Source organism: Nostoc sp. (assembly GCF_036917155.1).
Classification (GTDB): Bacteria; Cyanobacteriota; Cyanobacteriia; order Cyanobacteriales; family Nostocaceae; genus Nostoc.
The window spans coordinates 48,748-72,619 of sequence record NZ_JBALDZ010000237.1 but is presented as its reverse complement, the minus strand read 5'-3'; the positions used below and the strand labels follow the sequence as shown (position 1 = coordinate 72,619).

Sequence of the window (23,872 nt, the reverse complement as noted above, 5' to 3'; positions counted from 1 at the left end):
ATGACTTTTATAAATTGGCCAATTTATTACACAATATTTAGTAATATATACATTTCAATAATCAAAGGAAAAAACTTATTGTCACATTTTCGTAGACATTAATTTTTTAATAGTGCTAATCATACAAAATATCAAAAAATATTATAAGTAACAGTATGGAAAAAAGTGTTATAAATGCCAGCCTTTCTACCCAGAATCTAACCTTTCGTCCAGGTGATACCCCTGTATCATTTGAGGTAACTGTCAATAATGATAGCGATCGCTTTGTCAATTTTCAGATAGAAATTACCGCAGCCGGAGAAACCCGGAACACAGGATATCGCTGGTATCGACTCGAACCAGAGGTAGCAGCAGCCAAGCCACCCGGTAGTAGTACTATCTTCCAAGTTTTTGTATTCAATACACCCATTCCGGGATTTGTCGGTACTGTCAACCTGATGGTAAATATTTTTTCACCGCAATTAGCACAACAGTGCAGACTTGTGCTACGCCTGAAAATCGAACGAGACAACAGACCAACACACTTAAGTGTAGAATTGCCTGTCCGAGAGTTCCAAGTTTATCCCCGCAATTCTGTAGATATACCATTACGGGTGCGAAACTTGGGGCAACAACCGACTGATGTAGTATTACGTTTTACAGGCATTGATTCATCTTGGCTAGCCAGCAGTGCAGAACGCCGATTATCCTTAGATCCGGGTGGTTTAGCAGAAGCTACATTCCAATGCCAACCTCCATCTGTAGTACAAGCGCCCAGTCAAAATTACCCTTTTACGATTGAAGCTGTTAGCAATAATGGTTATCCAACTAATGCTGAAGGTAATGTTGAAGTTTTACCTGTGGGTTTTATAGACTTTACCACCACAGAAAAACACCTGAAAATTCCTAGTAAATCGGCATGGTTGCCTGACTGGAAATCTCATACAGCTTCCTTTGAATTATTATTTAAAAATGCTAGCAACCTCAATCAGCAAATTAATGTCCAGGTGCAGGGTAGAGACTGGCGAAAATGTAGTTTTAAAAAGCTTCCCGAAATTGCCAATCTCCATCTAGGAGAGACAAGTAAAGTCATCCTTGATGTGAAAACAAAACGCCCTTGGGTAGGAATCGGCAAAACTTTGTTACTGGAGGCCAAATCGGAATTATCCGACCAACGTTTAGGGAGTACAGACCCAGCCACGCAGACATTAGAAGTGGAGACTTTACCAATTATACCTTTATGGCTACAATTGGCTGCGATCGCACTTTTAGCCGCACTCTTAGCATTAATCCTGCAACCCAGAGATGTAATGCATACCCGTTCTGTAAACTCAGTGCGTTTTAGTGGTATTGGTTTATCTGTAGTCAGTGGCTCAGATGATTGCACCTTAAGACTTTGGAGAATCGGTACTGATAGCTTAGATCCTGATGATACAGTAAAATACACTGGGCAGCCCGTTGCTTGCGATCAAGCACAACAACCCAAGGGTTTGATGGCGATTACTGATGATGCCGTAGAAGTCTTACGCTTTATGCCATTACAAAATAATCGTGCGGCTGTTGGTTTAGATAATGGTGTCATTGAACTCAGAGATGTCCCATCAGGTGCAAAGATTAGCCAACTTCAAGACCTTAAAGATCCTAAAGCAAAAGGCGATCGCGTTTTTGATTTAGCTTTCACCTCAAACTCACTTAACTTATTCAGTGGTTATGGCAGTGGTAAAGTGAGACTATGGTCAAGATCGGCGCCTAACAGTGATTTTCTCCCAGAACCGCAAGTTATTGACGTACAAAGTACATTGAAACTATCAGGTTTCCAAGTCCGGGCATTAAATCTCAGCCCAGATGCAAAAACTCTCGTAATTGCTGGAAACTTCAAACGTTTCATTTTGTGGCAGTGGAATCCAAATCAATCTGATAAACAATCTCCCAGTTTATTGGTACAAAATCTAGAAAAACTAGACCCATTAGTTGGGCGTGAAGACTATATCTGGGGATTGGCTTTTGTTCCTAACTCAACAAGAAAAATCCTCGCAACATCTGATTCTGCGGGCTTCATTACAATTTGGGATTTAAATCAGTGTCAAACTATCAAAAATCCGAATCCCCTCGAAAAAATAAATGAACTTAATTGTTCACCACTAGACCGTTGGTCAGCATCAAAAACATCTGTGCGGACTCTCGCATTTAGTGACGATGGTAGTCTCTTAGTAAGTGGTGGCGATGATGGACGAGTCGTAGTTTGGTACTTAACCTCCGAACATAAACTCGACAAAACAAAAGCAGCAGAAGGTAAAACAATTTACCAAAGCTCTAAAAAAATCAATAGTATCGACTTGAAAACTAATCAAGGAACCATGATTGTGAGTGGTGGTGAAGATTTTCAGGTCAAACTACATCGCATCAAAGAAGGAAGTTGATGACATGCAAGCAAAATTCAATCCACTACAAGTTATTATCAACCCACCTGGAATTCAATTTGGGATGCCAGGAGATACCATTGAACTCTATATTGTTGTAATCAATCAGGGAGATCAAAGTGCGGTTATTGACTTATATTTTGTTTTTGACGAAGTGTTTCAAAATTTAACTGGCTGGTCTACCTCTCCTAGAGAAAGTTTGGCATTAGCTCCAGGGCAAAATAGCGACGAAGTAAAATTTGAGTTTGAAATTGCTGCAAATGCTCTCCCCGGAACCTATGACTATACACTAATCGTAGATTCACCTCTACATTATCCCCAAGATACTCCCATAACCTTCCCAAACCAAATTAAGGTTCTGCTAAAAGAACAGACAGCAATTCGGGTAAATGACCCGACATTTTCCCTTAGACCTAATACTAACCCCAACAAACCACTAACTTCCAATCCTAGTGAACCTCTGCAAGTGGAAGTAATAGTTGACAATCGCTCTTATCTTGTAGACAGGTTCCGCTTGAGTTGCCCAGATTTAGATGATGACTGGTTCACAATTAATTATCCTACAACTGGATTTGAGGGGCCAGGGTTAGTGTCTGACGTGACTGCACTAGAACTAAACCCTGGTACTCAAGGTCAAATATTCTTGAAATTTCACCCACCTGGGGATACCCTGGCGGGAAGCTATTCTCCGACAATCCGCTTGTATTCAGAAAACTCTCCAGACTTAGTATTACTGGATTTGGTGTATATTCAAATTCCGACAAATTATCGCCTAGATATAGAACTTCATACCATCTTGGCACAAGTTAGCCGTAGCCTTGGTAAATACGAATTATCACTAGCGAATCGCGGCAATATTATCCGCGAACTGATATTAAACTTAAAAAGTCGAGACGAAGAAGAACTATATACTTACAAATTTGAACCTACTGAAATCAGATTATTACCTAATAGAAGTGCCGTAGCTAATTTGACCGTCAAACCCAGACCTTGGTGGCGACGACCGTGGTTTGGTGCAGGGCTAGTGATCAACTTTCAACTCGACATCAAAGACCAACAAAGTTTACCTCTACCTAACACATTGCCTCAAGGAACTTTGGTATGGAAACCCCGTCCTTTGTGGCAATTTATTTTGTTAATTTTGGTAGTTATAGGCTTACTAGGAGGGATAGGATTCATCATTTGGCGAATTTTAAACCCCGATCCTTTAAGATTAGAAAATTTTAGTGCAAATGACTCTCAAATCACTGAAGGCGATGAAGTAGCTTTGAAGTGGGATATTCATAATTATCAACAGTTGCAAAAGTTAGTTCTCACAGCCAAGGGTTCGCAACCGATTCAGCCTATTACTTATGACTTTAGCAATGGCATTCCTGAAACACTGGGTAAGGGAACTACTAATGAAATACCTCCTTGTCAGGTGCAAGATAAACAACAGCTAATTTGTAGCAACGTTAAAACTGGAGTAAAAACAAAAGGAAATTACACTTTTGAGCTACAAGCATTTTATCGTAATGGTATCCAATTATTTTCTTCCAAGAATCAAGTAGCCAGCCAAACAACCCAAATAGAAATAGCTGAAAAACAAATTGCGGAAGTACTTAGTTTCCAAACGGATAAACCATTGTATACAAAAGGTCAAAATATTCTTTTAAATTGGACAATTGCCCGCCCATTATTATTAGGACAAATTCAAATTGCTGGCAATGCAGATGATGGTACATTATATAGTGAGCCAATTACTTATAAATTTAATCAAGGTAATCTTGCCGATCCGAAACTCCAAAAGCTATGTACACAACAAAATCAACAACTGCGATGTATAAATATTCCTCTACTAGCATATAAAGCTGGTAAATATGCGTTTGAAATCAAAGCTTTTCCTAACAATGGAAGTCAAAAAACTAGTTTTAAAAAGACTGAATCAAAAATTGAAATATTACCGAAACCATTTAAAATTGTCTCTTTTAGAATCAACGGTAGCGAGCAACCAAATCTGGTTCTCAATGAAGGCGAATCTGCTACCTTGAGTTGGAGAGTAGAGGGAGAAAATATTCAGGTTAAACTTCTACCATACGGCAATGATGTTCCAGCCGTTGGTTCTATGAAGCTTCCAGTCAATCAAGCCTTTCCGCCTCAAATTGGACTGCTAGTGAATGATATATCTGGTAAGCAACAACCCCAGCAACGAGGATTTGCAATCACAGTGATTAAAAAAGTAGAGCCGACTCCTATACCTAGCATTAACCCAATTCCACCTACTCTGCCACCTAGTAATAACCCATTTAAGACTCCCTTACCTCAGAGGTAACTTTTTGATATAAGGGAGCGGGGGATGAGGATTCCATCTGGTATAGCCAGAAAACCTTGAGGTAGCCAATACTGGATGCAATTGGCTAGAACTGAAAAAGTTATTGTCATTACGAATTATTTAAAATCTGCCATTTCCCTGAACAATATGCTTAACGGTAGTCAAGGTTTCCAGGCTAATAAATCCCCGCCGATGACCTTTTTGATTAGACATACCGAGAAATACAGAATCTCCCCGCGAGGGGTTGCGGGAAAAACGCGGGGAAGTGTTGATGTAAGTGGAAGCACTATTAACTCCCAAGGCAAACTGCCGACTTTCCTGGTAAGATTCAGTAACAATGGAGTCGGCATGACCACTACTGTGTTCATTAATCCAGGCGATCGCAGTCTCTAAGCTATCCACCAGTTTAAAAGCTACTGTCCTAGTTAAATAAGGGTTTACCCATTCGCCCTCTTTCACCAGTTGTAACTGCGGAAAGGCTTGTACTAGTTCGGCATCCCCTCTAATTTCAAAGCCTTTTTCTATCAAGCTGTTCCACAAAACTGCTAAGGATGATGGCAAGGCTTGACGATGAACTAGTACCTTTTCAATGGCGTTGACTTGATCGGGTTCACTTTGATGGCTATCAAGAATCATCCAGCGCACCATTTCTAAGCTGCTATTGGGCGACCAGTAGAGATAACAGTTACCCATTGCTGACTTTAAAACTGGGCAAGTTGACTGTCGTACTACCTGCTGCACCAAACTAGAACGTCCGTAGGGAATCACCAGATTCACGTACTCATCTTGGGTAACTAAATCCCGAATCGAAGCACCATGTTCGGCTGTAATCAGTTCTACACAACCTGGAGGTAGACCAACTTCGGCGATCGCATTTTGCAATACTTCAGCAATGGCGGCGTTAGAATGGCTAGCTTCAGTACTGCCTTTGAGAATTATACTATTGCCAGTTTTAATACAAAAACCCGCTGCGATCGCTCCTAAATCGGGAAAGGCTTCATAAATAAATCCAATCACTCCCAAGGGCATTAACTGGGTGTAACTCTGGGAATCTCCCAGTTGATAATCAGCAGTTCTGACGCGTCGCAGCGGATCTGATAATTCCCCCAACCGTTGTAAAATATCCACTGTCATCTCTAGCCTTGTGGGAGTCAGCTTCAGCCAGTCCAATATCAACTCTGGCACTGCCATTTCTCGACTAGCTTCTAAATCCAAGGTATTGGCTTCAAGAATGTCGTCAAATGAGCGCTCAAGCGCCTGTGCCATCGCCAATACTGCACGACTCCGGTCTGCTCCCTTGGTGATCCCCAACTTTAGGGAAGCTTGATAGGCTCGTTGGGCACTAGTAATCGGTTCGGGGTGGTCATCCAAAACTTCAACAGTCATTGAGTTAACGTCTGTAGGTAAGCCAGACCATTAGTGCTGGTAAGATAGCTAATAGCACCGCCACCATTGCCCAAGCAATAATGCTAGAACCATTTGCTAATCGTAGTGCTAATGGTAGCCATATAATCACTAGCACGAAAATAATGCCGAGCGCTATAGGCAGATAGCTTTCTCCCAAGCGGGGATGGACAACATGCCAACTATTCCCCATCCACCGCCAAGCCCGTTTGTAGGGATAGGTGGTAGAAAGCTGTTCTAGGACATGACCATTATCTTCTACAACAAAGATTTGCTGACAGCGATCGCAACCAAATGCTTCTGTCAACGTAATCGGAATTAACTGACCCCGGCGACGACAGGGACAGGGGTATTCAGCATTGAAATCGATTTTTTCAGGTTTTTGAGATTGCACAAGCGTTCTAATAACTTGAGCGTGTTTTACACGAACTGCGAGAATATAGTAACTTGGTAAACGCCTAATAAGGCTTCTCTCTTGATACACATAGACCGGCTTGCAAACATCGCCATGAGCGCAAACAGTAGATGCTTCTAAATCTAAGTATCGTAATTATCATATAACTACGGAGTCATCTGTTTGTAGTTTTCCCCGTAGCTAGCAATCTTGTTTAAAAACTTCCTTCTCTTCATCTGTCGCTTTCAAGGTAATGTATTTGCATTTTTGGGCATTTATTATGCTGACACACCTGTTACAATTTTAAGCTTACGATGGCGACCACTCCGAAAACAAATCGTTTAGGAAGGCTACGCTCATAAACAATAGACAACAACAAACCCTACAAAACTAATTGATAACACCTGTAAAGATTGTAGCCAAGCTAATGCCTATCTAGATTAGTCTAAAGCTGGGTTTTATATTTCTTAGCAAGTGGGTAATACCAATTTGAACAATGATTGCCACAGACGGAATGCTCAGAGTAGTTACTAGTAGTAAAACTCAACTGATTTGCACTGAGCAGTTTGAAGGCTCACTGTGACATCTTAGCAAGGAAGTAGCACTCACACCGAAGTCCAAAATCCAAGCGAGAATTGAGAAACACTTCAATGCACCCTTAAAACACTAAACCTCCTGGAGTTTTTGACTCTAAGAGGTTTAGTTGGAAGCGGGTAACGCGATTCGAACGCGCGACATTCACCTTGGCAAGGTGACGCTCTACCACTGAGCTATACCCGCAATCATTGCCCGAACATCAATATCTCAGATTTATCCCTAATTGTCAACCCCTTAATTTAGTCATTAGTCATTGGTCATTAGTCATTGGTGAACAACAAAGGACAAATGACCAATGACTCATTTAGCCCAGTTCTTCTGACTCCACCGTTAAATTGCCGACGCTGGCACTTTGAAAGGAAGCTGGCAAAGACTGGCTATTACGAGAATATGGCTCTGCTAGGTTAGAACGCAGTTGCCGCATAAGGCTGGCCATTTCTAGGGCGTTCAGGGCGTAATCCCAACCATGATTACCTTTGATGCCTGCCCGTTCTAAGGCTTGCTGCATAGTATCTACTGTCAAAATGCCAAAAATTACTGGCACTCCAGTTTGAAAGCTAGCGGCGGCAATGCCTTTAGAAACTTCAGCGGATACGTAATCAAAATGGGGTGTTTGGCCTCGAATGACTGCACCTAGACAAATTACAGCATCATAACGATGAGAAAGTGCTAATTGGCGAGCTACTAAAGGTACCTCAAAACTTCCCGGCACCCAAACATAGTCCACTTGATTACCGTGGGGGTTAGGGTCTACACCGTGGCGTTTCAAGCAATCTTGACATCCCTCTAGCAGCTTTCCGGTAACGAGGTCATTGAATCGACCAATAACCACTGCAAAACGCAAAGGTTCCGTTTGAGTAAAAGTTCCCTCGAAAACTGCCATGACTGCCTCTTTATCAACTATACTTCTGGCCAATATACATTTCTTATTTAAATGTAGAGGAGCAGGAAAGCGCGGTCAGGATAAAGTAACCAGGAAAAAGAAAAAATCTCTTGTTTCCCTTAACCTTTGACCTTAGCTTTTCTGCTCCTCTAGTTCTTATATTATGTGCCTGCGCCAGAGCGAAGCCGTCGCCTACACGACAAAAAAGTTTAACAAACCAACTAAAAATACCAAACCAATCCAGACACCAGAACCAACCCAGAGGAGTTTTTTAGATTCAACCCAATTTTGGGGAGTGGCGTAAGCAACCGGAACCCCAACAACTAGGACAAAAGACAATAGAACTAGACCTATCAAGGCAAATTGGAATATTATGGTCATTTTTGCTTCTCCCAATACAGCGAAACACTAAGGATAGAATATCCTTAAAGGGCGACACTGACACTTTCTTATTATTTTTAAGCTAGCAGAAATTGCAACATTTTAGTCATTTGTCTTTGAAGGTCTGATGCCTGCGGTGAACTGCACCAACGAGTACGCGAGCGTTGGAAGCCTCTACTCAGACTTCTCTCTTTGTCTAAGTACCGATGACTAATGACTAATGACCAATGACTCTTAACTATGGATTTAATTCTTTGTCACACAACAGCAGATTTTGACGCGCTAGGAGCGGCGGTAGGGTTAACGCGCCTATTACCGGGAAGTAAGATTGTGCTGACTGGCGGTTCTCACCCTCCTGTACGGGATTTTTTAGCATTATATCGGGATGAATATCCACTGATTGAACGCCGTTCGGTGAATTCGCAAAAGATCCGTTCTCTGACTGTGGTGGATACGCAACAGCGCGATCGCTTGGGTAAAGCTGCTGAGTGGTTAGATTTACCCAATATAAGAGAGATTATAGTTTATGACCATCACTTAGGACAAGATTCAGATATTTCCGCCACGCGATCGCATATTTCTTCAGTCGGAGCAACCACAACTTTAATCGTCGAGCAATTGCAACAACAGCATATTTCTCTGACTCCTGCCGAAGCAACTGTCATGGCTTTGGGTATCCACGTTGACACTGGCTCCTTGACCTTTAACCAGTCTACGCCACGGGATGCTTTCGCTTTGGCTTGGTTGATGGAACAAGGTGCAAGTTTATCAGTAATTTCTACCTACCGTGACCCTGGTTTATCTTTGCAATTGCAGCAGCTATTAACTGAGGCGCTGGAAAATTTAGAATATCTTTGCCTACATGGATATACGCTTGCTTGGGTAACTTTAAAAACCGATGCTTTTGTACCAGGGTTATCCAGCCTGGCATCGGAACTCGTGGAATTAACCGAAATTGATGCCTTACTATTGGTTAATGAGTATTCTTTGGGTGAAAGTGATTCACGTTTAACAATAATTGGGCGATCGCAAATTCCCAAAACAAATCTTAACCGATTATTTCAACTTCTAAGTGGCGGTGGTCATTCACAAGCCGCATCACTAAATCTAAGAGGAGTGGATTCACAAGCAATATTAAAACAACTCCTTGACGGAGTAAAAGCGCAAATTCCCCATCCTCTCACCGCAAGGGATTTGATGTCCTCTCCTGTCCGCACTATTTTACCTGAAACCACAATTGCCGAAGCCCAGCGCATTTTATTACGCTATGGACACTCTGGTTTATCTGTAGTTGATACTCAAGGGCAACTAGTAGGTATTATTTCGCGGCGAGATATTGATATCGCCTTACACCACGGGTTTAGTCATGCGCCAGTCAAAGGCTACATGACAAGAAATCTTAAAACGATTACACCAGATACGACACTGCCACAAATTGAGTCGGTAATGGTGACTTATGATATCGGGCGCTTACCAGTATTGGAAAATGAGCAGTTAGTTGGTATTGTCACCCGTACTGATGTCTTGCGGGAATTACATCAAAACAGTGCTGTTAGCGGTAGCGGGACGTTGAGCCAGTTTCGGGTGCTGAGTCCTGAGTCTCAATCATTACTCACAAACCAGCACTTAGGACTCAGCGGGGAATTGCAGAATAAACTTGCTCCTCCATTGTGGCAATTACTCACCACAGCATCGCAGGAGGCAGAAAAACGGGGTTGGCATCTTTATCTAGTAGGCGGTGCGGTGCGGGATTTGCTATTAGCAGAAGCATCAGGCACTTTAATGATTAAAGATATTGACCTCGTAGTTGATGGCTTTCATAAATCAGCAGATGTTGGTGCTGGTGTGGAACTAGCAAAAGCACTGCAACAACTTTACCCTACGGCTCGCTTAGAAATCCACGGCGCTTTTCAAACTGCTGCTTTGTTATGGCACAAAGACCCGAAATTAGATTCTCTATGGGTAGATATTGCCACAGCTAGAACGGAATTTTATCCTTATCCAGCGGCAAATCCAGAAGTTGAGGCGAGTTCCATTCGGCAAGACTTATATCGCCGAGATTTTACCATCAACGCCCTCGCCTTACGGCTCACGAATCCCCATGCTGGTGAGTTACTTGATTTCTTCGGCGGTTTACTTGATTTACAAGCTAAACAAATTCGGGTTTTACACGCCAACAGCTTTATCGAAGACCCCACCCGGATTTATCGTGGTGTGCGCTTTGCAGTGCGCTTCGGATTTGAGATTGAACCGCAAACTGAAGAGTTTATCCGCTATGCCATCAACAGTGGTGTTTACAATCGCACTGCTCAAGAGAATAGCAGAACTCCAGCCCTGCAAACTCGACTGAAAACCGAACTAAAACACATCCTAGAAGCCCCTTACTGGAAATCGGCTTTGCAGTTACTCGATAACTTAGGGGCATTGCAATGCATCCATCCTACCCTGAAGCTAGATGTGGAAGTCCTACGACAATTACGTTTCCTAGAAAGCTGTCTGCGGCGATTTGACCCGCAACCAACCCTCATCCATTGGGAAATGCGCTTAGAGGCGTTAATCGCCCATCTAGCACCACAATATCGAGCGAAAGTAGCAAAAAACCTGCAATTGCCAGAGGATAGCATTGCTAGGCTGAATAACTTAGCTCAAGTGCAAACTGAGGTGATAACAGCATTACCCACTTTCCAACGCCCTAGTCAGGTAGTGCAGTTGTTGCGACAGTATGATTTACCAATGCTGATTTTAATCGCTGTGCAAAGTTCGCGATATCTGACGACAAACCGCCATGCGTCTACCCTTAGACATCAAATTTGGGAGTATTTAACTGTTTGGGCAAATATGCAGCCACTATTGAATGGCAATGATTTAAAGAAACTTGGTTACAAACCAGGGCCCCAGTATCGGCAAATATTAGATAATGTACTTGCTGCTACCTTGGATGGAGTGATTAAAGATCGGACTGAGGCTGAGGAGTTTTTAGCACAACATTATGTTAAATGAATTAATAAAGCGATGCTCATATATTTGTCAAGTTGTAAATACAGGAGATAGCCGATGAGATTCTATGCGATCGCAGTAATCTAAATTGTATCTGGATCGATGTTTAACTCACGTAGTTTTGCTGATAAACGTTCTGCCTTTTGTTGTGCCTGTTCTGCCTTTTGTTGTTCCTGTTCTGCTGTTTCTTCAGGTGTTGGTATTAGTTGCCCATCTCGTGTAAAAAACCGCAATAGGCCCTGATAAACTCCTAAATATAACCCTAGCTGATGACTCCACAAATATCCTTCTTCACTTGCTTCTAGAGGTTGATATTCTCCATCTACTAAATGAAATCCTGCAAATTCTTGTGTGTAAGGGTCAAACCAAAAATAATCAGGCGTGCGGAAAGTATCTTGATAAATTTTTTTCTTTAAGTCTTTGTCAGTATTGGCTGTTGAGTCAGACAAAATTTCCAGAATTACATTCGGATATTTGCCATCTTCTTCCCAAACTACCCAACTTTTACGGGTTTTACGTTCAGTTCCCAGCACTACAAAAAAGTCTGGCCCCCGGAAGTGTTCTGATTTACGTTGACGCGGACTGTAGTAGATAGTCAGATTTCCCGCCGCATAGAAATCATTTCTATCTCGCCACAACCATTCCAGACATTTGAAAAGTAGGATTATTTGCCGTAAATGAAGTTCGCTTTCCAAGGGAGGTTCGTCGCTATATAAATCACCAGGAGGAAATATAACATCTTGGCAGATGCCTTCTTGAGAATCTAATTCTTGAGCTATGGTCATAGAATGGATATGGCATCAAGTAGTTATAGATTTACTTTAGCAGTTTTGTAGTTAGCGATCGCGTAGCATACCGTGGGTAATTGCCTATTTTTAGGGCAAGGGTAAATAAACTATTCTGTCTTGATATTCATCGTCTTCTGATGCCAAAGCAACTATTATGAGTTCTTCTATATTTTCACCAATACTTAAATTTGGATTTAAGATGAAAATTCCTCGTACATGACGATTAACAGCAATATGGTCAGCTAAATGTACTGGCATAGAAGTTCGGTTATTTGTTATTAATATAAAATTATTATCCTCACACCAACACAGGATTTCTGGATCAAGTGTACTTTTTGGTGGAGTTCCTAATTCTCCTACCACTTTGATCGCAATCTCAGGTTCTCGTAGTCTAATTTGATTTGGATATATAGGATTGACATTTTCATCAATCAGATATTGCAGTGTCATGCTTGCTGTTTAGCTTGTCTTTCAATTCGGAGTTGGCGCAGTTTTTCTGACACTGGCAGGGGATTAAGCCTCTGTTCTTCTCGCATTCTATGACCGTGTTCTATCCAGTTTTTGATGTAAGCACTGACAGCTTCTTTATTTTGCAGATAATAAAGGATAGTTGCATATACTTGTTCTAAAGAGATAGTTTTATAGATTTGGGCAATTTCTTCTGGAGAACGTCCACAATCAATGTATTCATAAAGAATTGTTTCAATACCAATTCTTGAGTCTTTCAGTCTAATGTCTTCAGAAGAGAGAAAGTTGAAATACTCTGCGATATGTTTGGTAGACATAGATTGACCTATATTCATAGTTAGTTATTATATTCTGCTAAAGATGGGGCATTAATATATTCTTGAACTAGACAAAAACCATCCGGTCGCTCAAAAGAACTGAGATAGTGGGGAATACCAGGATGATTAAGTTTCTGTAAAAATTGAATTTCTTTTTCACAAGCTCTGAAGCCAGACCAACTAGAGCTAGCTTGAGCAAAGCAAAACTGCTTGATTACCACGTGTTCCCCTGTATTAACTTTTGATGCTAGCCAAGTAATCCTTCCTCCTTCCCGATTACCTCCCAATTCTCGCAAAACTTGATAGCCGTGTTCGCTGAAATCTGGATAGCTCATAGTTCAAGGGCAACAGTAGGGTATGCCAAATTTGCTGTGTAATACGCAAATACATTTAAGGTAGCAGGGGTGATTCAATTAATCAATTTTTTTAACAATAGTTATTTATTCTTGTGGCAAGATTAACGTAGGCGTAGCCCGCCGCAGGCATCGCTATGATCGGTATCTCAGAAATCGATCTGCTGATTCTCGATGAGCCAACTAATAACCTGGATATTGAAACTGTTGAACAAATAGTAGTAGGTATCAATGATTACTAAGGAGCTATTTGGGTAATTTCCCACGATATCGATTTCCTCAGCCGGATTAACATTACCCAAGGTTTCAAATTGAGGGAACAAACTTTGCAAACGACGACTTATTTACCGAGTACACCAGAGCAATATTATCAAGAGTTGCTGGAATGTCATAAATAAAGCAATCGCCTTATGTAAATTTATAGCTCAACAACAGAAGCCGCAAAGCATACAGGCAAGTTATAATTCTCTTGCGGTGCAACGTAACAAAAATTTATGAGTAATCCCCTTGTGCAAGCCTTTTTCGTAGGCAGAGCTGTAGCAGAAGTAGTTAATGAGCGTTTAGAGGTCGCCTTGACCGATGCTTTGAGCGATCTGGGCAAATTTGATGCAGAAGCTAGAGAGCAGCTGCGCCAGTTTACAGAAGAAGTCCTAGAGCGGGCAAATCGGGCAACAGAATCAGCTAATGCTGGTCAAGCTACCGCAAGTACTGGGCAAGCCAGTTCTGATTCCGGTGACTTGCAAGCAGATATTGACGAATTAAGAGCAGAAATTGCCCTCTTACGAACAGAATTGCAACATTATCGCCGAACTTCTGCATAAATTTTAGTCATTGGTCATTAGTCATTGGTGAAAAATTATGTACGAATGACATAGACGCGCCAGCGGCTTCCCGCAGGGTAGGACAAATGACAAAGGACACTTAAGAAAAAAACAGTTTAGGAATCAGAGTGTCTTTTCTTCCAAGTGATTCGGTCGCAAACCAACGGTACACAAAGTATATGGAACAAGGTTATTCAGAGAAGGCATACCGTTGGAATCGGGAAAAATACTCTAGCAGACGGCGTTTTGTGGACATTTGGTCTTTTGTCTTGACCTTATTGTTCAAACTTTGGCTATACAACAAATCTTGGAGTTATCCGGGTGGTGTGACTGAGGCAAAGCAAGCTACAAGGCGCAAAACCCAAGCAGTCTGGATTCGCAATACCCTACTGGATTTAGGGCCAACCTTTATCAAAGTTGGGCAATTGTTTTCTACCCGTGCTGATATATTCCCCGGTGAATATGTAGAAGAACTGGCCAAGTTACAAGACAAAGTACCGGCATTTAGCTATGAGCAAGTAGAAGCGATCATTGAGAAAGAATTAGGCAAAAAAATTCCTGAACTCTTCCATAATTTTGAACCGATTCCCTTAGCTGCTGCTAGCTTGGGGCAAGTACACAAAGCTGTGCTACATACTGGGGAATCGGTTGTTGTCAAAGTACAACGTCCTGGACTAAAGAAGTTATTTGAAATAGATTTACAGATTCTCAAGGGAATTACTCGCTACTTTCAGAACCATCCCAAATGGGGACGGGGACGAGATTGGTTGGGTATTTACGAAGAATGTTGCCGCATTCTTTGGGAAGAAATTGATTATCTTAATGAAGGTCGTAACGCCGATACTTTCCGCCGGAACTTTCGCGGCTACGATTGGGTGAACGTCCCCAGAATATACTGGCGTTACGCCACTTCTAGAGTGCTGACTTTAGAATATCTCCCTGGAATTAAAATTAGCCAATACGAAGCTTTAGAAGCAGCAGGTTTGGATCGAAAGGCGATCGCTCGTCAAGGCGCTCAAGCCTACTTACTACAATTACTCAATAGTGGCTTTTTCCACGCCGATCCTCACCCAGGCAATATTGCCGTTAGTGCAAACGGTGCTTTAATATTCTACGATTTCGGCATGATGGGGCGAATTAAGTCCAACGTCCGTGAAGGACTGATGGAAACACTGTTTGGCATTGCTCAAAAAGATGGCGATCGCGTTGTTCAGTCTCTCATCGATTTAGGCGCGATCGCCCCAACCGATGATATGGGGCCAGTGCGGCGTTCTGTCCAGTATATGTTGGACAATTTCATGGATAAGCCCTTTGAGAACCAATCAGTCGCAGCAATCAGTGACGACCTTTACGAAATAGCTTATAATCAGCCATTTAGATTTCCAGCAACTTTCACTTTTGTGATGCGAGCCTTTTCTACCCTAGAAGGGGTAGGCAAAGGCTTAGATCCAGAATTTAACTTTATGGAAGTTGCCAAACCATATGCAATGCAACTTATGACCGATATGAATGGTTCTGAGGGGAATAGCTTTCTTAACGAATTAAGTCGCCAAGCAGCTCAGGTAAGTAGTACCGCCTTTGGTCTCCCACGTAGATTAGAGGATACACTAGAAAAGCTAGAGCAGGGAGACATGCGCTTGCGCGTTCGGTCTATAGAAACTGAACGCCTGCTGCGACGACAGAGCAGTATTCAACTCTCAATAAGCTATGCTCTGTTGATCAGCGGTTTCACGCTTTCAGCTACTATCCTAGTGGTTAAGGATTATGTATGGCTGGCACTGCTGCCTGGTTTAATTGCAGCAGGGCTTTCTGTGATCCTGATCCGACTACTTTCACGCCTCGACCGTTACGATCGTATGTATTAATTGTTGCAGCAAAATTTATGAAACTTAATTTCACGGGTTTTAGCGATCCGGGACTTATTCGTTCTAATAATCAGGATGCTTACTATATTGACCCAGAAGGGCGGTTTTTCATTGTCGCCGATGGCATGGGTGGTCATGCAGGAGGTGAAGAAGCAAGTCGGATTGCCGCTGAAGAAATTCAGGCTTATTTAGTCGCCAATTGGGAATCTTCTAAATCTTCTCAAGAATTGCTAGAGCGGGCTTTGTGGGGTGCCAATGAAGCGATTTTGCAAGATCAGCAAAGCCATCCCGAACGTGCCGATATGGGTACAACGGTTGTAGCGGTGATTTTTCGCGCCCCAGAGTCGCCCTGGTGTGCTCATGTTGGGGATTCCCGACTGTATCGCTTCCGAGAGTTACAATTAGAACAGGTAACAGAAGACCACACTTGGGTTGCACGGGCCATCAAAATCGGTGACATCACCTTTGAAGAAGCACGATCCCATCCTTTTCGTCATGTATTATCTCGCTGTTTGGGGCGTGAAGACTTGCATCAGATTGATGTGCAACCATTAGACGTAAAAGTTGGCGATCGCTTGCTCTTATGTAGTGATGGTCTTACAGAAGAACTTGTCGAGGAAAAGATTGCTAGCTGCCTCCAAGACACTCCTTGGCTTGATAAAGCCGCCATCTCTCTAGTTGAGGCTGCCAAAGACCACGGAGGGCACGATAACATCACAGTTGTCATCCTCTCACTCGAAGAAAATAGTCATTAGTCATTGGTCATTTGTTATTTTCCAAGACAAAGAACAACTGAAAAATGATTAATCTGGTAAATATACTCAGTAATTTGTTCAGCGTGAGCATTTTTCCTTTTTACAATTTGATACAAATATTTTTAGCCTCCAAAATCACCTAATGAGGCTAAATTTGCATAAATTGGTGAATTGACATCTTGCACGTAATAAGGTAGAGGGACTATAATTCACGCTTATTACCATTCATTTCCCAACCTCCTTAAAATCCCTGCCCTCCAAAGCTTCCTCTATACTGGAGCAGACAGCATCTTAGGTTTTTTCAGCAAAAAGACCAAGACGTTTAAGGGTAGCATCTGATATTCTCCTCAAAGGAGAGTTAGATCAAGCAATAATGAGTTAGGGAGGTATTTATACTTATCCAAGACTAAATAGAGCCTATTTTCCGGAATATGGTTCGGTTGACTTGGGTGGTATATCAGTAGGATTAGGTGCAAGATATCAGACCAGAAAAATTCCACATTTAGGATGTAGGCAATCTGTCAAACAGTTGTTATCTTTCTTAATACGGAGGAACAAATGTTGGACAGATATCAGTCCAATTATTATCCCATTTGGACTTCTGTGAGCGATATCACCTTTACACGTTGTTTTTTCGGAGTTAATTATGAATCAACCAATGAAACTATCCTTGGAACAGCAATTCAGCATCTGCTCATTCTCCACTCAGGTGCAAAATATGAGCCACGAGCAAGCTAAAGACTTTTTAGTAAAGCTCTATGAGCAAATGGTCGTGCGTGAGGCAACCTATCAAGAACTCCTGAAGCATCAGTGGGGCTTAGATTCCGGTTCCACTATGGCATAGAATCGTTCTGATGTCGCAGTGGGCGACCTCCTTCTCTTGCTTGGTTCCAAGGAGGAAAAGAGCTGGGGATGTCGGGGCGTCAACTTCGATAAGTAACTCCACAAGAGGGACGCAAAATTCCAATTCACAAAACTAACGAAGAACTAGTAAACACTGTCTACAGTATATTTGCTGGAGTCTAGACTTAACTTTAGCATTGTAGGCTAAATTTGTTGTTTGCTTTAGCCAAACTCCTTTTTGTTTTGTCTAGTCTGAGAACCACACCTGCGTAAATTTACAATTTCGTGGAATATGTACACAAGAAGATTCAGAGAGAACTTAAGATAGCACTGCTTTAGCAGCTACTGATTTCACTCTTTATACATATAACTAGAACTTACATCTTTATATATACTTTGTTTATAAAAGTTTACATTCCGGTAGTGACCAGCCCTTAGTAACATTAAAAAATTATTCCTAGCTGCAAAGATCGTATGGGGAATCTGTGTCAATACTTTCCAGTTTTGTGATAATTTGAGGCTTAATTTTTTCGTACTCACTTTTTAGTAAACTTTTACTGATTTGCGGGTCGGCAGAAGACACCAACGTGTTACTCATTGCGACCCACTCTTGCAGTCGTTGACGCTGGGCAGAAGCGACGCTGGAAAGTAAGATATGGGTACAGCGATTTGGTGTTTCTCGTGCAAAGAATAACAAGCGGTAGTAACCCGTGTGCTGTAGTAACCGGACAATTTCTTGACCAAGACTGCTTTTGAGATCGAGGTAATAAGGCAACCATTTAGCGCCATGCTTACGGTTGTAGATGACAGTAATCCATAGCAGCATGGGATGGGGAATAGAGATAAACAGAAATTGGTTATAGCGGGTACAGAGTAAGCGTTTTTGAATTTCCTCCTGCGGTAGCATCACCCATAAAGCTGGTAAAGCCTCCCCACTGATGTGAATGGCCTGGGGAAAGACAATATCGGCAATTGGTTTATTGGGGGGCCAGGAAATGGCACGAGCGATTTCATCGTTCGACCAGGATACCCGCAAATCGGCTTTTGTCTTTTGTTCAAGCTCAGGACTAACTATAGTAGTAGGAACTAGGGCATGGCTGTCTTGTTTAACTTTGCGTGTATGCTCAGGCTTTTCTAGAGATGCTAGAACTTTGAGGATTTCAGTGATACTTTGGGGGCGATCGCGTGCTACCTTAGCGAGACAACTCATCACCAAATTTTCGAGTTCTCTTGGTAGTTCTAATCCAGGCGCGACCTCAGCAAAAGAACGTGGTTTTTGATAGTGATGTGTTTTATACCATGCTCCAAAAGAGTGAGTTGGTGCCACTAGTGGCATTTTACCTGTGAGCATCTCAAACATCATGACGCCCAAACTATAAATATCGGCACGGTTGTCTAATTCCTTACCCTCCATTTGTTCGGGAGAAGAATAGGCCAATGTCCCCAAATAGAATTTTGTATGGTCGCCATCTGACTGTAATAATTTAGCAATACCAAAATCTAGAACCTTGACCAATTCTCCGAAACTGGGATCTTGAATGACCAGCATATTACTTGGTTTGACATCGCGATGGATAATTGGGCAAATAGTACCCTCAACGGGGATACCATCATGGGCGCACTGTAATCCCAGGCTGAGTTGACGTGCCATACTCAGGAATCTTGCTAAAGGCAGTCGTTCCTTGCGAATAATATTGTTCAGGCTTTGTCCTTGTAAGTATTCCATGACGTAGAACGGGGTATTATTGTCATCTACGCCATAGTCCATAACTCGGACAATGTGAATGCTTTTTTGCCCTAGTAAAGCACAGGTTTTTGCTTCTCGCTCAAAGCGGTCTTGCAATCGCATCTTTTCATTTTGGATTGATAGAGCGAGAAACTTAACTGCAACAGGTACACCTCCCAATAAAGTATCTTTAGCACGATAAACTCGACCCATTGCTCCAGTACCGATTAACTCCTGGAGTTGGTAGCGTTTGCTGAGTAAGCGACCAATGTTAGGGTCTGACATAGAAAATTCGACTCCAAAAGCAGGTTGTAAGTGTTTGGGAGGAAAAGTGCATTCAAACTGATATCTAAATTATTGTGCCCAGAAATGACTTTCTACGCTCGTACTGCAAGGCAGAAGTCGGAAGTCAAAAAGCTTATAGGATAGGCTTTTATGCGATTTCCAATGGTTGATCTATTTCCGCAGTGTTGTACTAGCTCTTTCAGTCTCACGATCTGGCAGTTTGCAACCGAGATGTTTATTACATTTGGTGCAACATGACAGATAAAATAAGCAGAAAGGGTATACTTCTAATAACGCTTTACACCATTTTGCACTTTATATTGTGATGTAGTTTTAGTTTGCCCAATTTTGACTGAATAGATAACTCTAGTATCTACCAAAAACCTTAATTAGGGAGTACCACACTCAACCACAGAGTTCTGAGAACTGAGCAATGAGTGCAGGGTTTTGAATATCAATAAAGCCTGATGGGGTAATATGAAGCTATACTGGGCAGATTTTATCAAATCCATAGCCCTCATGCTTCATAAATTATGCTCTAGCTTATTACGATAGCTCTGGTTTGTTTAATGAAAAGTTTTTCAGACGACCTTAGCCTTTTTAAGGGAGGAGCCGGAATCAAAGTTCTTCTTCTTAAGGGTAGCTACTGCCTTGAGGGGATCTGCCGACTCTCAAGCAACCTACCCGTTAACGGAGCCTATTGTAGAAAAGCGTCTCCGAACAGGAGAAGCAAGTAGCATGAATTTATGAAGCTCTAAAACATTTTGCTACCGACAAGACGACTTTTAAAATATCCTTTCAGTTTGTGGGTTATTATTCAAGCCTGATTCCTATAGTACTAATTGATATTTTTCCGTTTTATGCGTAGGTTATAAGACATGTGAAAAACTGATTCGTTACCCATTAGATAGTATTGAATTCGACGTTCGATAATATTGTTAAATCTGTAAATTAAAACACTAAAGAAATACTGGTTTTTCCTCATTTCTATCAATGCTGTTAACCATTTTCCTTGTTTGATCGGCAGTACAACTTGAAAGTAAGCTAGATATTTTTTAAATACTGCAAGATTATAAGATAAAGCATGCACTAAAGCTGAATTTTTTTTCACAACCTCTTGTTGCATGAAAGAAGTAGTAGCTATGCAGCACTGATTTAGACGTGACAATATATTTTGACGTACAAGAGAAATAGGGCGTGAGCGATAGAAATAATAGGGTTTTGGTACAAGAAAAAAGCGAGCGCCATTGATTAAGCATTGCAGAGCAAGCCAAAAGTCTTCAGCTATACTGATGCTTTCATCGTACATAATGCCGTGCTTAAATAGAAAATCTCGTTTGAATATAGGCTTGCTTAAACCAAGATGTAACCCTGCTTGTCCATAGACATTAGTTTCTACAAAATAAACGCTATCTATTTGGATAATTTTATCTATATGTTCTCCACTTTCTTGAATCAACGTACTCCAAGGAGATGTTGCACCATCTTTGATAAAATAAAGATCATCAGCAATCATATCTGCATTTTTTTCCTCTGCCACCAACATCAACTTTTCTAATCTTTCGGGAGCATACCAGTCATCTGAATCAAGAACAGCAACCCATTCTCCCTGGGCTGCTCTGAGGGCACGATTACGTGCAGCAGAAACCCCAAGATTTTTTTGATTAACTATCACTTTGAGTCGTTGATCGGTAAAACTTTTAGCTACTTCTACAGTTTGATCGCTAGAACCATCATCGACAATGATAAGTTCAATATCAGTAAGCGTTTGCTCTAAGACTGACTCTATTGCTTTGGCAATATAAGCTTCAGTATTGTAAGCAGGGATAATGACAGAGACTTTAGGATTCACGAAACTGAACTCCTGATTATATGGTTCGGTAAAAAATGCTAAAATCCTGACGATAATTTCATAATTTCCTTTTTATAATAGCAATACTAAATTCTTGTAGAGAGAGAAAAAAGTTGAAACGTTGATAACTGATAAATACGTATTTTTCTATCTGTATCTTCTTAGAATTTAATTTGAATTACTATATACAACTTAGTCGGTCAGCGAGAATAAACAATAACTCCTTAAGGTCAGCTATGAGATATTGGACGTTGGGAAACCATTAGGTTGCCAGAGTTGTTTGAGTGGAAAGCTTGCGGACTAGATGTAAAGCAGTGCATTGACATTAGTTAGGTTGACTGACGCTCTAGGCTAGCTTCCATTGTATTAGTTAAACAATGGCCAGCCAAGATACCACTATTGAGGTAGTATGTATCTTCTGAAATCCGGTGCAGGGTTTCAAAGCCACTACGACGCTGACGATCGCCTAGTACCCAGTAACGCTGCACAATAGTATCTAAACCAATCCAGCCTTCGCCTTCAACCTGCCCCAAAATATTATGTTGTAGTAAAAAAGCATATTGACGCTCTCCTTCATGCAACCGCCCCTTGTATTGTAGAGAGATTTCGGAGCGATCGCTACCTGGGAATATTAATTTTGTGGCCATAGTGAACCAATTATCTCGATTCCAAGCTACCAAGGTCATACCCCTAACGCTGATTGGCATACCATTACGTTCCAGCCAATTTCCTTGCATTGCCCAGCGTCCTGGTTCTAATAAAAAAGTATGAGCCACCTTTTATATTCCCTGTCTTGATCGAGTGCTGCCAAGACTACAGTTATAGCAGTGCTGAACTGCGTTAGCGATAGCGGGGCGTTTAGCCCGTGAAGAATAAAGAAATTTTTTTATTCTTGTTCATTGTTTGTGACTCAAAATCAAACCTCGTGAGACAACTTGCTCTGAGCAACTTGTTCTATACAACTTCACAGATAATCGGTATCAGGAATCAGGACTCACCTTGGTAAATTTCTCCCAAAAGCACTTCTTGAGGTGCCCCAGTGGCAGTAGGTAGGTTGCCAGGAATGCCCAAATTTCGCCAGTAGGCTAAAATCGCGAAAGCGATCGCTTCTTTAAAATCTGCACTCAAGCCGACTTCATCTGTAGTCCAGACTGGTATTGATGTCAACAATAACTGTAATCTTTGTTTTAGATATAGATTGCGACTACCACCACCACATAATAGTACCCGTTGTGGCATTTCCGGCAAAAAAGTGCGGTAACTATGAACAATTGAAGCCGCTGTAAGTTCCGTGAGAGTTGCTAGTATGTCAGCAGCATTAAGTTGGTATGCTTGGGCATCTTTTAAACACTGATGCAGATAAGTTATACCAAATAACTCTCGACCAGTGGATTTGGGCGGCGGTAGATGAAAATAGTCTTGGCTTAACCATTGTTCTATCAATGGATCGCAAGGAGTACCACTTGCTGCCCAATTGCCGTCTTCATCATAAGTTTTAGCACCAGCGCTTAAATGCTCCACCGCTAGATCCAACAGACTATTTCCTGGGCCAGTATCCCAAGCGCGAATTTTTGAAAGCCAGTCACCATACCGAGGCGGAATATAAGCAACATTGCCAATACCACCAATGTTTTGAATGCAACGCCCTTCCTGGGGATGACTGAGTAAATAAGCATCGACTCTAGGCACGAGAGGCGCACCATGTCCACCAATAGCAATATCAGCAACACGAAAATTGCTCACAGTTGTAGTAGCTGTAAGATGGGCAATTAATGCACCTCGCCCTAGTTGCAGACTGTAACCCAAAGGAGTGGTAAGTGCTGTTAGCGGATAGCTAAGGTTTAGCCCGTGAGGAGTGAGCATTCCTCTCCCCCTGCTCCCCTGCTCCTTTGTTCCTTCTTTGGGTGGTCGATGATAAACTGTCTGACCGTGGGAGCCAATAAGAGTGGCTGGCTGATGGCCAATTTGAATATTTTGGGCAGCTTGAGCAAAGACAATGGCGATCGCATCATCTATTTCTGCTAATTCTGCCATTGAGATGGCAACGCCTGCACCAACTGCCAATATTCTTTCTCTGAGTTCGGCTGGATAAGGATATGTTGCCCCAGCTAGCAACTCAATTTTGAGATCCAATTCTGTGCCGGATATCTCTACGAACGCAGCGTCTATGCCATCTACGGATGTGCCACTAATTAAACCAATAACGCGAGTAGGAACAGCAACTTCTTCAGTCGGATGCATTGATCGAGATTCTCTTGTTGATTGCAAGAGGTAGTTTAATTCATGCTACTACCCATGTCAAAAAAAGTAAGGTGGGATAGTTGACTGGAGAAAGATGAATGATGAGGAAGGGATGAGAGGCTAGCCGACAGCTACCTGTCAAAGAACATTATAGTTCCCTGAAAGTAAAAAGAATAATTTTGAAATTACAGC

19 protein-coding genes and 1 tRNA gene are annotated in these 23,872 nt (G+C 41.8%); 7 read left to right on the top strand and 13 right to left on the bottom strand.

The annotated features are described in order from the left end of the window. Window positions 1-155: 155 nt before the first annotated feature. Window positions 156-2,399 carry a hypothetical protein gene (locus V7K67_RS31770; protein ID WP_334729790.1) on the top strand — a complete coding sequence of 748 codons (2,244 nt, stop codon included), beginning with the start codon at window positions 156-158 and terminating at the stop codon, window positions 2,397-2,399. Between the two features lie 4 nt (window positions 2,400-2,403). Next, entirely contained in the window at window positions 2,404-4,710 is a 2,307-nt protein-coding gene (locus tag V7K67_RS31765) for a COG1470 family protein (protein ID WP_335169984.1), read from the top strand. Between the two features lie 120 nt (window positions 4,711-4,830). Here V7K67_RS31765 and V7K67_RS31760 read toward each other — a convergent pair whose 3' ends face one another. From V7K67_RS31760 to psbZ, 5 genes are all read right to left on the bottom strand, one after another. Further along, window positions 4,831-6,096 carry a glutamate-5-semialdehyde dehydrogenase gene (locus tag V7K67_RS31760; RefSeq protein ID WP_334711916.1) on the bottom strand — a complete coding sequence of 422 codons (1,266 nt, stop codon included), beginning with the start codon at window positions 6,094-6,096 and terminating at the stop codon, window positions 4,831-4,833. A gap of 4 nt (window positions 6,097-6,100) precedes the next feature. Continuing rightward, window positions 6,101-6,508 carry a hypothetical protein gene (locus tag V7K67_RS31755; RefSeq protein WP_041565838.1) on the bottom strand — a complete coding sequence of 136 codons (408 nt, stop codon included), beginning with the start codon at window positions 6,506-6,508 and terminating at the stop codon, window positions 6,101-6,103. A 708-nt stretch (window positions 6,509-7,216) separates the two neighbouring features. After that, window positions 7,217-7,288: transfer RNA gene (locus V7K67_RS31750), tRNA-Gly, on the bottom strand. A 121-nt stretch (window positions 7,289-7,409) separates the two neighbouring features. Beyond that, window positions 7,410-7,988: a 6,7-dimethyl-8-ribityllumazine synthase gene (gene ribH / locus V7K67_RS31745; RefSeq protein WP_334711915.1), complete on the bottom strand. Its 579-nt coding sequence runs from the start codon at window positions 7,986-7,988 to the stop codon at window positions 7,410-7,412. A gap of 192 nt (window positions 7,989-8,180) precedes the next feature. Beyond that, complete coding sequence (gene psbZ / locus V7K67_RS31740; protein ID WP_300415693.1) at window positions 8,181-8,369, bottom strand: photosystem II reaction center protein PsbZ; 189 nt, start codon at window positions 8,367-8,369, stop codon at window positions 8,181-8,183. Window positions 8,370-8,609: 240 nt separating this feature from the next. On the opposite strand from psbZ, the gene V7K67_RS31735 reads away from it, so the two are divergent. Beyond that, window positions 8,610-11,369 (top strand): CBS domain-containing protein, encoded by a 2,760-nt coding sequence (locus V7K67_RS31735; RefSeq protein WP_335169981.1) that lies wholly within the window; start codon window positions 8,610-8,612, stop codon window positions 11,367-11,369. A gap of 80 nt (window positions 11,370-11,449) precedes the next feature. Here V7K67_RS31735 and V7K67_RS31730 read toward each other — a convergent pair whose 3' ends face one another. The 4 genes from V7K67_RS31730 to V7K67_RS31715 form a co-directional block, all read right to left on the bottom strand. Continuing rightward, window positions 11,450-12,151 carry a Uma2 family endonuclease gene (locus tag V7K67_RS31730; protein WP_335169979.1) on the bottom strand — a complete coding sequence of 234 codons (702 nt, stop codon included), beginning with the start codon at window positions 12,149-12,151 and terminating at the stop codon, window positions 11,450-11,452. Between the two features lie 90 nt (window positions 12,152-12,241). After that, window positions 12,242-12,604 (bottom strand): DUF5615 family PIN-like protein, encoded by a 363-nt coding sequence (locus V7K67_RS31725; protein ID WP_334729785.1) that lies wholly within the window; start codon window positions 12,602-12,604, stop codon window positions 12,242-12,244. Then, the gene (locus V7K67_RS31720; protein WP_334729784.1) at window positions 12,601-12,939 is read right to left on the bottom strand and encodes a DUF433 domain-containing protein; all 339 of its coding nucleotides are present in this window, start codon (window positions 12,937-12,939) and stop codon (window positions 12,601-12,603) included. Before V7K67_RS31720 ends, V7K67_RS31725 begins: the two co-directional genes overlap by 4 nt. 20 nt (window positions 12,940-12,959) lie before the next feature. After that, the gene (locus V7K67_RS31715) at window positions 12,960-13,274 is read right to left on the bottom strand and encodes a protein kinase domain-containing protein (RefSeq protein ID WP_334729783.1); all 315 of its coding nucleotides are present in this window, start codon (window positions 13,272-13,274) and stop codon (window positions 12,960-12,962) included. Between the two features lie 512 nt (window positions 13,275-13,786). Here V7K67_RS31715 and V7K67_RS31710 point away from each other — a divergent pair. The 4 genes from V7K67_RS31710 to V7K67_RS31695 all read left to right on the top strand — a co-directional run bounded on the left by V7K67_RS31710 (window position 13,787) and on the right by V7K67_RS31695 (window position 17,577). After that, on the top strand, window positions 13,787-14,113 hold the full coding sequence (locus V7K67_RS31710; protein ID WP_179068003.1) for a DUF6825 family protein: 327 nt from the start codon (window positions 13,787-13,789) through the stop codon (window positions 14,111-14,113). Window positions 14,114-14,292: 179 nt separating this feature from the next. Continuing rightward, window positions 14,293-15,978: an ABC1 kinase family protein gene (locus V7K67_RS31705; protein ID WP_334729782.1), complete on the top strand. Its 1,686-nt coding sequence runs from the start codon at window positions 14,293-14,295 to the stop codon at window positions 15,976-15,978. Between the two features lie 17 nt (window positions 15,979-15,995). Then, window positions 15,996-16,733, top strand: coding sequence for a Stp1/IreP family PP2C-type Ser/Thr phosphatase (locus tag V7K67_RS31700; protein ID WP_334729781.1), 738 nt, complete (start codon window positions 15,996-15,998; stop codon window positions 16,731-16,733). Between the two features lie 646 nt (window positions 16,734-17,379). Continuing rightward, entirely contained in the window at window positions 17,380-17,577 is a 198-nt protein-coding gene (locus V7K67_RS31695) for an NblA/ycf18 family protein (protein ID WP_094348015.1), read from the top strand. A 456-nt stretch (window positions 17,578-18,033) separates the two neighbouring features. Here V7K67_RS31695 and V7K67_RS31690 read toward each other — a convergent pair whose 3' ends face one another. The 4 genes from V7K67_RS31690 to V7K67_RS31675 all read right to left on the bottom strand — a co-directional run bounded on the left by V7K67_RS31690 (window position 18,034) and on the right by V7K67_RS31675 (window position 23,680). Further along, window positions 18,034-19,587 carry a serine/threonine-protein kinase gene (locus V7K67_RS31690; RefSeq protein WP_334711907.1) on the bottom strand — a complete coding sequence of 518 codons (1,554 nt, stop codon included), beginning with the start codon at window positions 19,585-19,587 and terminating at the stop codon, window positions 18,034-18,036. An 838-nt stretch (window positions 19,588-20,425) separates the two neighbouring features. Beyond that, window positions 20,426-21,439: a glycosyltransferase family 2 protein gene (locus V7K67_RS31685; RefSeq protein WP_334729780.1), complete on the bottom strand. Its 1,014-nt coding sequence runs from the start codon at window positions 21,437-21,439 to the stop codon at window positions 20,426-20,428. A gap of 329 nt (window positions 21,440-21,768) precedes the next feature. Next, window positions 21,769-22,215, bottom strand: a complete 447-nt coding sequence (locus tag V7K67_RS31680) for a hypothetical protein (protein ID WP_335169975.1) — start codon at window positions 22,213-22,215, stop codon at window positions 21,769-21,771. Between the two features lie 211 nt (window positions 22,216-22,426). Further along, the gene (locus V7K67_RS31675; protein ID WP_335169973.1) at window positions 22,427-23,680 is read right to left on the bottom strand and encodes an anhydro-N-acetylmuramic acid kinase; all 1,254 of its coding nucleotides are present in this window, start codon (window positions 23,678-23,680) and stop codon (window positions 22,427-22,429) included. Window positions 23,681-23,872: the final 192 nt, after the last annotated feature.

What these genes read in the sequence shown, in the direction of transcription:
- V7K67_RS31770 (WP_334729790.1), top strand. Translation starts at nt 156, where the DNA reads ATGGAAAAAAGTGTTATAAATGCCAGCCTTTCTACCCAGAATCTAACC.
- V7K67_RS31765 (WP_335169984.1), top strand. Translation starts at nt 2,404, where the DNA reads ATGCAAGCAAAATTCAATCCACTACAAGTTATTATCAACCCACCTGGA.
- V7K67_RS31760 (WP_334711916.1), bottom strand. Translation starts at nt 6,096, where the DNA reads ATGACTGTTGAAGTTTTGGATGACCACCCCGAACCGATTACTAGTGCC.
- ribH (WP_334711915.1), bottom strand. Translation starts at nt 7,988, where the DNA reads ATGGCAGTTTTCGAGGGAACTTTTACTCAAACGGAACCTTTGCGTTTT.
- psbZ (WP_300415693.1), bottom strand. Translation starts at nt 8,369, where the DNA reads ATGACCATAATATTCCAATTTGCCTTGATAGGTCTAGTTCTATTGTCT.
- V7K67_RS31735 (WP_335169981.1), top strand. Translation starts at nt 8,610, where the DNA reads ATGGATTTAATTCTTTGTCACACAACAGCAGATTTTGACGCGCTAGGA.
- V7K67_RS31730 (WP_335169979.1), bottom strand. Translation starts at nt 12,151, where the DNA reads ATGACCATAGCTCAAGAATTAGATTCTCAAGAAGGCATCTGCCAAGAT.
- V7K67_RS31725 (WP_334729785.1), bottom strand. Translation starts at nt 12,604, where the DNA reads ATGACACTGCAATATCTGATTGATGAAAATGTCAATCCTATATATCCA.
- V7K67_RS31720 (WP_334729784.1), bottom strand. Translation starts at nt 12,939, where the DNA reads ATGTCTACCAAACATATCGCAGAGTATTTCAACTTTCTCTCTTCTGAA.
- V7K67_RS31715 (WP_334729783.1), bottom strand. Translation starts at nt 13,274, where the DNA reads ATGAGCTATCCAGATTTCAGCGAACACGGCTATCAAGTTTTGCGAGAA.
- V7K67_RS31710 (WP_179068003.1), top strand. Translation starts at nt 13,787, where the DNA reads ATGAGTAATCCCCTTGTGCAAGCCTTTTTCGTAGGCAGAGCTGTAGCA.
- V7K67_RS31705 (WP_334729782.1), top strand. Translation starts at nt 14,293, where the DNA reads ATGGAACAAGGTTATTCAGAGAAGGCATACCGTTGGAATCGGGAAAAA.
- V7K67_RS31700 (WP_334729781.1), top strand. Translation starts at nt 15,996, where the DNA reads ATGAAACTTAATTTCACGGGTTTTAGCGATCCGGGACTTATTCGTTCT.
- V7K67_RS31695 (WP_094348015.1), top strand. Translation starts at nt 17,380, where the DNA reads ATGAATCAACCAATGAAACTATCCTTGGAACAGCAATTCAGCATCTGC.
- V7K67_RS31690 (WP_334711907.1), bottom strand. Translation starts at nt 19,587, where the DNA reads ATGTCAGACCCTAACATTGGTCGCTTACTCAGCAAACGCTACCAACTC.
- V7K67_RS31675 (WP_335169973.1), bottom strand. Translation starts at nt 23,680, where the DNA reads ATGCATCCGACTGAAGAAGTTGCTGTTCCTACTCGCGTTATTGGTTTA.